We start from the raw sequence: 11,674 nt of genomic DNA on the forward strand, positions 1-11,674 counted from the left end.
CTCACCAGTACCTGGCGGTGAAATGTCCGAGAACCAGTCGAGCAGTACTGCTGTCCTCGAGAACTGGGTAGTCAAACCTGTCCGTCTCCCGCTGATTCGCCGCCGTTGCCACGGGTGTGCGTCCGACACGTTCCGGACGACCGGCAAATTCCGCGCCAACGCGAACCACAAACTCATCGACATCTGGCTCCTCGCCCTCTGCACGGGGTGCGGGGACACCACGAAGATCGTGGTCATGGAACGCGTCCACGTGAGATCCGTGCGTCCCGAGCTGCTGGACCGGGTGCACGACAACGACCCCAGCCTCGCGGCCGAACTGCTCCACGACGCGGCCCTGCTGCGGCGCAACCACATCGACCTCGACTGGTCGGACGCCTGGCGCCTCGACACCGGCGGATCGGACCACCTGGATTACCTGGACCGCGAGGTCGTCGACGTCTCGGTCCGCTTCGCGGCGCGCATACCCGTCCGGCCGGCGCGGCTGATCGCCGAGGGCTGCGGCCTCCCGCGGGCCGGGGTCGAGAAACTGATCAACGACGGCAAGCTCGTCTCGTCCGTCCGGCTGAGCGGCAAGCTCTCCGGCGACTTCACCTTCACCCTCAAGCGCTGAGCCCCCTGCACCGGCCGCGCGCCGATCCCCCCTCCGTACGCCCGTGACCTCGCTCCCCGCGAGGTCACGGGCGTCTTTCGTGCGGGTGCAGGCGCCCCGGTGAACCGCGGGGATCGGGTGGGTGCTCAGAAGGGAACGGACGGGGAAGAGAGATCGGGACCATCGGCGGTGTCGAAACAACCGGCTTCCACGAAGGAGTCACCTCTCATGCGCCGTATCGCCCTGTCCGCCGCCTCGGTCCTCATCGGTGCGCTGGCGGTCTGCTTCACCGCCTCCTACGCCACCCAGGCGCCGGCGGCACAGCAGCACGTCCTGGCCTCCGAGCCGCCGGCCGTGGTCGTCGCCTCGCCGCTCGACAACCACGGCAACGACTGAGCCTCGCACGTTCCCAGGCCTCGGAGGGCAACGCAATGACCATCAGGGTGCTCATCTGTGACCAACTGCCCGTCATCGCGGATGGTCTCAAGACCCTTCTCGACGCGATGCCGGAGATCGAAGTGATCGGCACCACCCACAACGGCATGGAAGCCATGGTGCTGGTGCGCACCAATCGTCCCGATGTCGTCGTCACGGATCTGGAACTCCAGACCATCTCCGGCCTCGAGCTGATCCGCCGACTCGGCAAGGAGGAGGACTCGCCCAACGTCGTCGTCTTCACCGCGACCCCGTCCGACAGGACGGTGAGCGACGTGCTGCACGCCGGGGCGAGCTGTCTGCTCGGCAAGGCCGCCAGCCCCCAGGAGCTGATCGCCGCGATCCACGCGGCGGCCGCGGGGCAGACCCTGCTCGCCCCCAGCATCGCGGAGCGGCTCGTCAGCTGGTTCCGCGCCCAGCCGGAGCCGCAGGAGCCGGTGGCCAGCCCGGAGGTGACCGAACTGACCCCGCGGGAGCGGGAGGTGACCCGGATGGTCGCGCTCGGCATGTCCACCGAGGAAGTGGCCAGCGAGCTGATCATCGGCGAGGCCACCGTCCGTACGCACCTCTACCGGGTGCGGACCAAGCTCGGCGTCCGCGACCGCGCCGAGCTCGTGTCCCTGGCGTACCGGACCGGACTGATCCGCTCGGGGGAGCGGTCGTTCGGCGGCGAGCCGGCGCTGTCGCCCGGCGGCCTCAGAGCCAGCTGATCCGCCGGGGCGCGCGGCGGCTGCGGCCCGCCCGCCGCCCGGCTCACCCGGGGAACACCGCCGCGGCCCGGCTCCGGCGCGCCGCGCGGACGCGGTCCGCGCCGACCGCCCGCCACTGGGCGGCGGGATCGCCGTACCGGGCGAACTCGGCCGCGGCCAGCCGGTAGTACCGGTGCAGGCCCAGTTCCGACGTCATCGCGCGTACGCCGCAGGTCTGCATGCTCAGCCGCACCACGTCGCGCGCGGTCTCGGCGGCCATCGCCAGCGCCACGGCCGGCGCGGTGCCGACCGCGTCGGGCTCGGAGTCGACCAGCCAGGCGCCCTGGTACACCGCCGCCCGGCTGGCGCGCACCGCCACCAGGGCCCGCGCCAGCGGGAAGGAGACGGCCGGCAGGTCGCGCAGCCGGGTGCCGAACTGGCGCCGGAATCCGGCGTACTCGACGGCGGTCCGGTGCGCGCCGGCGGCGATGCCCAGCAGGTAGCCGGCCTGCCGCAGCCGTGCCCGGGAGAGCGGGCCTGCCGGCGCGTCGTCCAGCGGCCCGGCCACCTCCCCGACGGACACCGGCGTGCGGTCGAAGCGGACGGCCGGCGGCCAGCAGGCGTCCTCGACGGAGAGACCGGGCGCCCCGCGCCCCACCGCGAGGAGCACCGACCCGTCGCCGGTCCGGGTGGCCACCAGGATGTGGCCGGCCGTGACGTCGTCGACCGTGGCCGTGCCGGTGAGTTCCCAGCCGCCCGCCACCGGGACCGCGGTGACCCGGCCGCCGGCCGGCAGGGTCTCGAACCCGGCCAGGGCCGCGCCCGCCGGGTGACCCAGGTCGGCCGCCAGCGCGTCGGCGCGGTAGGAGTTGCCGCGGGCCGCGCGGCCGAGTTCCTCGCTGACCAGCACTCCGGCGGTGAGGCCGAGACCGAGGCCGCCGGCGGAGACCGGACGCTCGAAGGCGGCCGCGTCCAGCGCGTCGAGGACCGGCCGGGTCGGGCCGGAGGATCCGTCGGTGACCGGCGTACCGTGCAGGTCCTTCCGGGCCTCGACGCCGGCCAGGCCCTTGCGCAGTGCCTTGCGCAGTTCGGTGAGGAGCGGATCGGGGTTCAGGTTCATGTCAGTGCTCTTCCTGTCCGAGGGAGTCGAACGCGGCGGTCACGATCTGGAGCATCACCTCGGAGGTCCCCGCCGACAGCGTGAGCCCCGGGGCCTCCCGGTAGGCGGAGTCCAGGACCAGCGCCTCCCCGGTGCGGTCGGCCCGCTGCCGGGGGGCCGGGATGCCGACGGCCCAGGCCGCCACGGACTGCGCGAGTTCGCTGCTGTGGTACTTGGCGACGGCCGCCGCGAGCTGGTCGACCCGGCCGGCGGCGAGGCCGGTGAGAACCTCCCAGGAGAGCACGTGGTCGGCCGTCAGCGCCCCGTGCCACCGGCCGATCTGCTCCAGACGGTCCTCGTGCCCCGTGTCGGGGTCGTCGTCGAGCAGCGCGTCGAGCGCCGCGCCGAACCAGCGCTCGGCCTTGAGGTAGTAGTCGAGGCCGGTGCGCTCGACGGCCAGGGCCTCGTTGAGCAGCGGCCAGCCGCCGTCGCGCGGCCCGATCAGGTCGCCGCCCGGTACCGGCACCGCGTCGAGGTCCACCCGGTGGAAGTGCTCGTCGCCGATGCCGGGTATCACCGACACCGTGACGCCGGGGTCCGTCATGTCGACCAGGAACAGACTGATCCCCTGGTACTTCCCGGCGCCCGGCGTGGTCCGGGCCGCGCACAGCCCGAGGTCGACGAAGCGGGTCTTGAGGCTGAACACCTTCGTTCCGGTGATCCGGTAGTCGTCGCCCTCGGGCCGGGCCACGGCGCGCAGTGCCCCGAGATCCGACGCCGCGTCCGGCTCGGTGTAGAGCACCGAGGCGAAGCTCTCACCGCGGGCCATCGCCGGCAGGTACCGCTGCTTCTGCTCCTCGCTGCCCGCCATCAGCAGGAACTGGCCCACGATCTGGATGGTGTTGACGTGGAAGGTGTCCGGCACACCGGCCCGCACCAGTTCCTCGGCCACGATCGCCGCGTCCGTCGGCGGGCGGCCCGATCCGCCGTACTCGGCCGGCCAGTGCACGGCGAGCAGGCCCAGCCGCCCGAGCAGCCGGTACAGCGGGCGCGCGTCCGGCTCGACGCCGTCCGCGCCGGTGGCCTCCGCCGCGGCGGCGCGCACCTCGGGTGAGCGCAGCGCCTCGCGCACGTGCGCCCGGAACTGTTGCTGGTCCTCGGTGAATCCGAACCGCATGGTGGTCTCCTCAACTGGGGAGCGTCGCTTCGAGCGCCGCGACGACCCGGCTCAACGCCGGCTCCGTGAACAGGGTGTAGTGGTCGCCGGGCACGTTCTCGGCCCGGAACGGGCCGCTGCACACCGCCCGCCACTGCTCTTCCATGGCGATCCGCGGCGAGGCGGTGAGCAGGGTCACCGGTCCGCCGTACGGGCTCGGCGGGCGGTACTCATGCATCGCCAGGGCGCAGAACCGGAAGGTCCGGTAGCTGTCGGCCACCTCCCCGTCGTCGAGCTCCGGCTCGATGTCCTTCGGGTCGCGTCCGGTCAGCCTGGCGAGGTCGTGCACGAAGCGTTCCCGCACCGTCGCCTCGTCGAGCGGGACGGGATCCTCGTCGTAGGCGGAGTCCAGCAGGACGACCGGAGCCCGCTGCCCGGTCTTCTCCTCGATCTGCCGGGCGACCTCGAAGGCGAGCACCCCGCCGTACGACCAGCCGGCCAGGCAGTACGCGTCCGGCAGCCCGGTCTCCAGCAGCCGGTGCGCGATCCTGGCGGCGGACGCCGTCAGGCCCTCCTGCGGAGGCAGTGCGCAGTCCTGCGGATCGGCGGCGAACCCGGTCACCGAGACGGACTCCGGCAGCGCCCTGAGCAGCGGTACGTAGCAGAACAGCGCACCTCCCGAGGGGTGCATGAGGATCACCTGCGCCGGGCCCGACGCGCGCATCGCCACCGGTGCCCGGCCGGCGTCCGGCCGGACGGCGCGGCGGGAGTCGACGGTGGCGGCCAGGTGGGCGACGGTGGGCGAGGCGAAGAAGTCGCCGAGCGCGATCTCCACCCCGAACCGGCGCTTGATCGCCGACATCAGCTGGACCGCCTGGAGGCTGTTGCCGCCGGCCAGGAAGAAGTCGTCGTGCACGCCGACCCGGTCCTCGCCCAGCAGCGGGGCGAGCACCTCGCGCAACAGCCGGCGTTCGGTCGCGGTCAGCGCACGGCGCTCGCCCCGCTCCTCGCCCGCGCGGCTCGGGTCCGGCGCGGGCAGCCTGCGCCGGTCGACCTTGCCGCTGGAGGTGACCGGCAGCTCGTCGAGGACCACGAAGTAGGACGGGATCATGTACGCGGGCAGGATCGCGCCCAGGTGCTCGCGCACCGCCGGCACCTGCTGCTCGGTCACTCCGGTCAGGTAGCCCACCAGGTGCCTCGCCCCGTGGTCGTCGGTCCAGGCCACCACGCAGACCGGACCGATGCCGTCGAAGCCGGTCAGCGCCGACTCCACCTCGCCCAGTTCGATCCGCAGGCCGCGGATCTTGACCTGCTGGTCGATCCGGCCGAGGAAGACGAGGCGGCCGTCCGGCAGCCGCTTCACCAGGTCGCCGGTCCGGTACAGCCGGCCGCCGGGCGCGGTGCCGAACGGGTCGGCGATGAACTTCTGCGCGGTCAGCTCGTCCCGGTTGAGGTAGCCGCGGGCCAGCCCGGCGCCGCCGATCACCAGTTCGCCCGGCACGCCGACCGGCACCGGGCGCAGCTCGCGGTCGAGCACGTGCGCCACGTGGTTGGTCATCGGCAGGCCGATCGGCGGCGAGGTCTCCCAGCTGCCCGGGCACTCCTCGACGATCATCGTCACCGTGCACTCGGTCGGCCCGTAGCCGTTGAACAGCCGGCGCCCGGGGTTCCACCGGTTCACCAGCTCGCCGCTGAAGCTCTCGCCGCCCACGAAGGCGATCCGCAGCGCGGCGAACCGCTCCGGGGCCAGCAGCGGCATGACGGTCGGGGGAAGGTCGATGACGGTGATGCCGTGCCGCTCCATCAGCGACTGGAGCCGGTCGACGGAGAGCCGTTCCTCGTCGGTCGCCACGTACAGCCGTGCCCCGGTCAGCAGGGCGGAGAAGGTCTCGAACACGGAGACGTCGAAGGTCGCCGAGGCGAAGCCGAGCACCCGGTCGGCCGGCGTCAGCTCGAACAGCTCCCGAGTGGAGTCGATGAAGTTCACCACGCCGCGGTGCTCCAGCAGCACGCCCTTCGGCTTGCCGGTGCTGCCGGAGGTGTAGATGACGTACGCGACGTCGTCGGGCTGCGCCGCGAGCGGCGGGTTGTGGCCGGGCAGCGCCGCCAGTTCGGCGCGGACCTCGTCCAGCACCACGACGGGCGCGCCGACCTCGCGTACGGCCTGGCCGGCCTCGGCGTGGGCGACCACCACCCGCACCTCCGCGTCGGCGGCGATCTCCGCGACCCGCCCGGCGGGGCTCGCCGGGTCGAGCGGCACGTAGGCCGCGCCGGTCTTGAGCACCGCGAGGATCGCGGTCGGCAGGTCCACGTTCCTGCGCAGGCACAGACCGACCCGCATGCCCGGGCCGACACCGCGTCCGCGCAGCAGGGCGGCGAGCCGGTTCGCCCGGAGGTTGAGCTCGGCGTAGCCGGTCTCGGCGCCGGCGACGACGACCGCCACGCTGTCCGGGGCCTCCTCGACGCGCGCCTCGAACTCCCGCACGATGGTGGACTCGCGGATCGGCCGCGCCGGTCCGCTGCCGACCTCGGCCAGGAATGCCAGGTCGGCCGGGCCGAGCAGCTCGGCGGCCGACAGCGGGGCGTCCGGGTCGGCGGTCAGGGTGTGCAGCAGGCCGTCGTAGTGCCGGGCGAACGTGGCGACGCTCTCGGCGTCGAACAGACCGCTGTCGAAACCGATGTCCAGGGAGCCGTCGGTGCCGGCCTCGGGCGGGCAGGTCAGGGTCCAGCTCATGTCGGTCCGCGGGACGCCTGCCCGGACCGTCTCCACCGAGGTGGTGAGACCGGGCAGGGTGGCGGCGGCCTCCTCGTACCGCACACCGAACTCGATCGGGAAGACCGGCGGGCGCGACGGGTCGACGACCGGTTCGACCGCCTCGACGAGCCGGTCGAACGGCAGGCCGCCGTGGGCCGACGCCTCGGCCGACTCGCGGGCGACCCGCCGGACCAGGGTGCGGAAGTCCGGGTCGCCGGAGAGGTCCGCGCGCAGCACCCGCGGTGCGGTGAAGAGCCCGACGGTCGAGGACAGGGCGGTGTGGGGCCGGTCGGTGTACGGCGAGCCGATCACCAGGTCGTCCACGCCGCAGTACCGGTGCAGCAGCATGAGGAACGCGGCGGTGAGCACATCGGCCGTGGCCGCGCCCTCCTGCCGGGCCAGTTCCGCCGCCCGCTCCAGGGCCTGCCGTCCGATCGCGAAGCGGCGGGCGTCGCCCTCGACGCCCCGGGTCTCACCGCGGGGCCGGTCGGCCGGGAACTCCAGCACCTCGGCGCCGGCCAGCCGCTCGCGCCAGTACGCGGTGAGCCGGTCCAGCTCGTCGGCGCCGCGCCGCTCGTGCTGCCACAGCGCGAAGTCCGGGTACTGCACCGCGAGTTCGGGCAGCCGGACGGCGTCGCACTCGCGCGCCGACCGGTAGTGCTCGGCGAGGTCGCGGAGCAGGAGGCCGTGCGACTCCGGGCCGCAGTGGATCGGGGGGACGTCGAGCAGGAACAGGTGATCGTCGGCCGCCACCCGGACCAGCAGCGCGCGCCAGGCCGGCGTGCCGGCCGGGTCGAACGGCTCGCGGGTGCGGCGCGCGATCAGTTCCCGCGCGGCGCGGAGCCGCTGCTCGTGGTCCTCGCCGTCGGCCTCGATCAGCGGAAGCCTCACCGGGACCCCGGGCGCGACCACCTGGACCGGGCCGTCCTCGTGCTCCACGATCGTGGTCCGCAGCGCCTCGTGCCGGGCCACCAGCGAGGCCAGCGCCGAGTGCAGCGCGTCCTGGTCGAGCTCGCCCCGCAGGCGCAGCAGCAGGGGAGTGCCGCCGGCGGGGCCGCCGCCCGGCGCGGCGGCGCGGTCGAGGAAGCGGAGCGGCTCCTGCGCGGGCGAGAGCGGGGCCGGGCCCGTGTGCCCGCGCGGGACCAGGCCGGGTTCCGCCGCCGCCTGCCGCCGTACCCGGGCCAGGAAACGCGCGCGGCGTTCCTCGGGCAGCGCGGCGAGGCGCTGGGTCATGTCGGTCACTTGATGCTCCTCAGCGGCGGCGGCGCGGCGCTCACCCGGTCGCCCGGGCGGCCGGGCAGGTGGGCCAGCTCCGCGATGGCGATGGTCAGCACGTCGATGCCGCGCAGGTAGTCCGCGAGGACGATGTGCTCGTCGTCGGCGTGGTCGAGGCTGCTGTCGCCCGGACCGTAGGTGGCCATGGGGATGTCCCACTCCTCGGCGAGGGTGTTCATGTCCGAGGTGGCCGTCTTCAGCACGAGCCGCGGCTGGGCGTGCAGTTGACGGATGCCGGTGACCAGGGCGCGTACCGCGGGGTCGGCCCGGCCCACGCGGCAGGCCGACACCGCGTTCAGCACCTTGAGCTCACCGTCGGCCAGCCGCTCGCGCAGCTCGCGCACCAGCTTCTCGTCGTCGAATCCCGGCGGGGTGCGGATGCTGAGGTCCATCGACGCCGAGGTCAGGTCGGCGTTGAGCCGGCACAGCGTCGGGCCCGGCCGGTCGAAGACGGCGTGGCTCGCGTCCGGCCCGAGCAGGTCGAGCAGCGCGTTCCAGCAGGCGACGGCCAGTTCGGACGCCTTCGGCACCGGGTTGCTCGGGTGCGTGGCGGGGCACTTGACGGTGTAGCGGAGGTCGAGCTTCCCCTTGTAGCCGAGCACCACGCTCGACCAGCCGCTCGGCTCGCCGATGATCAGCGCGTCCGGCCGCTCGTGGCGGGCCCGGATCGCCATCGCGCCCCGCGAGGCCGGGGTCTCCTCCTCGACGACGCCGATCACCACGATCCTGCCGGGGAAGTCCACCGCGCCGGCCGCGGCGCAGATCATCGCCGCCAGCGGCCCCTTTGCGTCCACCGCGCCCCGGCCGTACAGCCGGCCGTCCTCGGACCGGACCGGGACGTGGCCCGAGACGGTGTCCATGTGTCCGAGCAGCATCAGGGTCGGGCCGTCACCGCGCTCGATCACGCCGATCACGTTGCCCACGTCGTCGATGTGCGTGGCGAAGCCCAGGCCCGTCATCGCCTCGACGAGGAAGTCGGCCAGCTCGCGCTCGTGGTACGAGGGGGAGGAGGTCTCCAGCATCTTGCGCAGCAGCCCGGCGGCGTACGTCTCGGTGACTCTGCCCGGGGTGAAGGGCCAGTTCATCGCTGACTCCGTTCCAGCAGGTGGTCGAGGATGCGGTCCGCGACACTGACCCGGTCGCCGAGGACGGACTGGAAACCGGAGAACTCCACCCGGTGGTTGACCTCGAGGACCATCAGCCGGCCGTCGCGGTCCTCGATCAGGTCGACGCCGGCGATGTCCGCGCCGACGGCGACGGCCGCTTCGAGGGAGAGCTTCTCGATCTCCGGCGTCACCTCGCACGGCAGCGTCCGGCCGCCGAGCGCCACATTGGTGCGCAGGGCCTCACCGGTCCGGTAGATCGCGCCGACCACCTGTCCGCCGATCACGATCACGCGGATGTCCCGGTCCGGCTTGTCGACCAGCTCCTGCACGTACGCGAGGTGCGACTGCGGTCCGGGCAGCGCGCCGGCGTACTCCAGCACGCCCTCCGCCGCGACGCGGTCGGGGAGCTGGACCACCAGCCGCCCCCACGAGCCGACCAGCGGCTTGAGCACCGCCGGGTAGCCGAGGGAGTCCAGGGCGTCCAGGGCGGCCTGCGGGGTGAGGGCGAGCGCGGTGCGCGGCGTCGGTACGCGGGCCGCCGCCAGGGCCTGGGTGGTGAGCCACTTGTCGCCGCACACCTCGGTCGCGGACACGCTGTTGACCACGTCGTTCCCCGCCGCGGCGAGGCAGCGGGCCGCGTACACCGCGCGCGTCTGGCCGATCTCCCGGTTCAGCGCGAGGCCCCAGGGCAGCTCGCGCCGCCCGGCGGGGAACCACTGCCGCCGCGGGTCGAGGTGCTCGTAGGGGACACCGCGCCGCTCGAAGGCGTCGAACAGCCGCTTCTCGTCAGCGCCGATCCTGCTGGCGAGCACGGCGATCCTGCGGGCGTCTGGGCGCTCGGGCGTTGCTGACACGTGACCTCCGTATGAAGCACCACTGCTGGGCCGGACGGCAGGGCGAGCCCGCCTCGTGGAGGAAAAGATAAGAGGGCGGGGCCGGCCTGCGCGTCCGCGCCGAATGGAATCGCGAGGACGTATCGCAGGGAGTCGGGCCGCCGCGATTGCGAATTCTGATTACCCGGCCCAGGCCGGTGCCGTGTCATTGTTGACCGCATTCGGGAACCCGGCGGAAAGCGTTGACCGCCGCGAGGCAAAGAGGGGGAAGTCGTGGAAAGAACGTCGGAACGGATTCCGGTGCTCGCCCTGTGGAGCGCGCCGCGCTGCCGTTCGACCGCGTTCGCGCGGATGATGACGGAGCGGGGCGACCACGCCGTCGTGCACGAGCCCTTCTCCCGGGTGCTCGACTTCGGCGAGGTGGAGGTCGGCGACCGCGTCGCGCACGACGAGCGGGACGTGCTCGCCCAGCTGCGCGCCATGGGGACCCGTCAGCCGGTGTTCTTCAAGGACACCACGGACTTCCACTACCCGGCGCTCCTCGCCGACGAGGCCTTCCTCGCCGCCGCGACCCACACCTTCATCATCCGCGACCCGGCCGAGGCGATCGCCTCGCACCACGCGCTCAACCCGGAGCTGGGCCAGGACGAGATCGGCTTCGCCCGGCTGTACGAGATCTTCGGCGCCGTGCAGGCCGTCACCGGCGCCACGCCGGTCGTGATCGACTCCGACGACCTGCTCGACCGCCCCGCCGAGACCGTGCGGGCCTACTGCGAGGCGGTGGGCATCCCCTTCCGCCCCGAGGCGCTGAGCTGGCAGCCGGGCATGCGCTCGGAGTGGCGGTCGACCAACAAATGGCACCGGGCGACCAGCGAGACCTCCGGCTTCGCCCGCGGCAGGACCGACGGAGCGGAGAAGGTGGAGGCGGACCCGGTGCTGCGCGCCTTCCGCGACCACCACCAGCCGTACTACGAGAAGCTGCGCGCCGTCGCACTCCGCCCGTGACGTCCGGCGGAACCGCCCGCATGATTACCCGGCGCGTACGCTGCATCCGCATTCGGATGTGCAGGGTAATCGCCACGCGGACGATGAGCGCGAATCAGCAGACTACGTTCGAGTCGTAAATTCCGTTCCAGCGAGGTGGGGCACTTGACGGGGATCTCGACGTCCTCAGCCACAAGGTTTCTGTTCGATCGGATCGACATTTCCGAGCACCGCAACAATGCGGCAATCTCTTCGGCGGCGGAGACCGGAGCAGGGGCATTCAATGTGTGGCGGAACTCGTTCGCGGCGGAGTACCTGCCGGCGGGCGGGAGCCTCGTCCACGTGGACGGGGTTCCCTTCGAGTTCCCTCCGGTCCGCGAGGGGTCCGACAACATCCGCTGCGCCGGCCAGTTCATCAAGGTCCCCCGGGACCGGTACGACTGGATCCACGTCCTGGCCGCGTCCGAACGGCGCTCCGAGGACACCGTCGAGCTGACCTTCGCGGACGGCTCGGTCGACGCGGAACCGCTGCGGGTCTCCGACTTCTGGGCGGCCCCGGCGTGGTTCGGCGAGGTCAAGGCCTTCGAGAGCCTGGCCATGCACTACCCGCACCACGTGCAGCGGGGCGTCCCCGCGGTGATGTGGGCGCAGCGGGTGGCCGTGACCCGGCGGGCCGACCTCACCGGCATCCTGCTGCCGCGCAACGTCGCGGTGCACATCTTCGCCGTCACCCTCCAGCGGACGGAGCTCTGA

Annotated in this window: 10 protein-coding genes; 5 read left to right on the forward strand and 5 right to left on the reverse strand. The window is 72.9% G+C overall.

Features of this window, described 5'->3' with window-relative positions:
- Positions 1–22: 22 nt before the first annotated feature.
- From ABZS64_RS22385 to ABZS64_RS22395, 3 genes are all read left to right on the forward strand, one after another.
- Positions 23–610 carry a DUF1062 domain-containing protein gene (locus tag ABZS64_RS22385; protein ID WP_355832299.1) on the forward strand — a complete coding sequence of 196 codons (588 nt, stop codon included), beginning with the start codon at positions 23–25 and terminating at the stop codon, positions 608–610.
- Between the two features lie 207 nt (positions 611–817).
- The gene (locus ABZS64_RS22390) at positions 818–985 is read left to right on the forward strand and encodes a hypothetical protein (protein ID WP_355832302.1); all 168 of its coding nucleotides are present in this window, start codon (positions 818–820) and stop codon (positions 983–985) included.
- A gap of 35 nt (positions 986–1,020) precedes the next feature.
- Positions 1,021–1,734, forward strand: a complete 714-nt coding sequence (locus ABZS64_RS22395) for a response regulator transcription factor (protein ID WP_355832304.1) — start codon at positions 1,021–1,023, stop codon at positions 1,732–1,734.
- A 43-nt stretch (positions 1,735–1,777) separates the two neighbouring features.
- Here ABZS64_RS22395 and ABZS64_RS22400 read toward each other — a convergent pair whose 3' ends face one another.
- From ABZS64_RS22400 to ABZS64_RS22420, 5 genes are read right to left on the reverse strand one after another with little or no spacing between them, the layout of a single operon-like run.
- On the reverse strand, positions 1,778–2,833 hold the full coding sequence (locus ABZS64_RS22400; protein WP_355832307.1) for an acyl-CoA dehydrogenase family protein: 1,056 nt from the start codon (positions 2,831–2,833) through the stop codon (positions 1,778–1,780).
- A 1-nt stretch (position 2,834) separates the two neighbouring features.
- The gene (locus tag ABZS64_RS22405; protein WP_355832310.1) at positions 2,835–3,989 is read right to left on the reverse strand and encodes an acyl-CoA dehydrogenase family protein; all 1,155 of its coding nucleotides are present in this window, start codon (positions 3,987–3,989) and stop codon (positions 2,835–2,837) included.
- 10 nt (positions 3,990–3,999) lie between these two features.
- Positions 4,000–7,956: an amino acid adenylation domain-containing protein gene (locus ABZS64_RS22410; RefSeq protein ID WP_355832519.1), complete on the reverse strand. Its 3,957-nt coding sequence runs from the start codon at positions 7,954–7,956 to the stop codon at positions 4,000–4,002.
- A 5-nt stretch (positions 7,957–7,961) separates the two neighbouring features.
- Positions 7,962–9,083, reverse strand: a complete 1,122-nt coding sequence (locus tag ABZS64_RS22415; protein WP_355832313.1) for a M20/M25/M40 family metallo-hydrolase — start codon at positions 9,081–9,083, stop codon at positions 7,962–7,964.
- Positions 9,080–9,958: a RimK family alpha-L-glutamate ligase gene (locus ABZS64_RS22420; protein ID WP_355832316.1), complete on the reverse strand. Its 879-nt coding sequence runs from the start codon at positions 9,956–9,958 to the stop codon at positions 9,080–9,082. Before ABZS64_RS22420 ends, ABZS64_RS22415 begins: the two co-directional genes overlap by 4 nt.
- A gap of 252 nt (positions 9,959–10,210) precedes the next feature.
- On the opposite strand from ABZS64_RS22420, the gene ABZS64_RS22425 reads away from it, so the two are divergent.
- Complete coding sequence (locus ABZS64_RS22425) at positions 10,211–10,942, forward strand: sulfotransferase family protein (RefSeq protein ID WP_355832319.1); 732 nt, start codon at positions 10,211–10,213, stop codon at positions 10,940–10,942.
- Positions 10,943–11,263: 321 nt separating this feature from the next.
- Complete coding sequence (locus ABZS64_RS22430; protein WP_355832321.1) at positions 11,264–11,674, forward strand: hypothetical protein; 411 nt, start codon at positions 11,264–11,266, stop codon at positions 11,672–11,674.

Origin of the sequence: Streptomyces sp. NPDC005408 (assembly GCF_040606445.1) — a bacterium.
Classification (GTDB): Bacteria; Actinomycetota; Actinomycetes; order Streptomycetales; family Streptomycetaceae; genus Streptomyces.

Excerpts from the sequence above, each read along its gene's own strand:
- ABZS64_RS22385 (WP_355832299.1), top strand. The coding sequence starts at position 23 with ATGTCCGAGAACCAGTCGAGCAGTACTGCTGTCCTCGAGAACTGGGTA.
- ABZS64_RS22390 (WP_355832302.1), top strand. The coding sequence starts at position 818 with ATGCGCCGTATCGCCCTGTCCGCCGCCTCGGTCCTCATCGGTGCGCTG.
- ABZS64_RS22395 (WP_355832304.1), top strand. The coding sequence starts at position 1,021 with ATGACCATCAGGGTGCTCATCTGTGACCAACTGCCCGTCATCGCGGAT.
- ABZS64_RS22400 (WP_355832307.1), bottom strand. The coding sequence starts at position 2,833 with ATGAACCTGAACCCCGATCCGCTCCTCACCGAACTGCGCAAGGCACTG.
- ABZS64_RS22405 (WP_355832310.1), bottom strand. The coding sequence starts at position 3,989 with ATGCGGTTCGGATTCACCGAGGACCAGCAACAGTTCCGGGCGCACGTG.
- ABZS64_RS22410 (WP_355832519.1), bottom strand. The coding sequence starts at position 7,956 with ATGACCCAGCGCCTCGCCGCGCTGCCCGAGGAACGCCGCGCGCGTTTC.
- ABZS64_RS22415 (WP_355832313.1), bottom strand. The coding sequence starts at position 9,083 with ATGAACTGGCCCTTCACCCCGGGCAGAGTCACCGAGACGTACGCCGCC.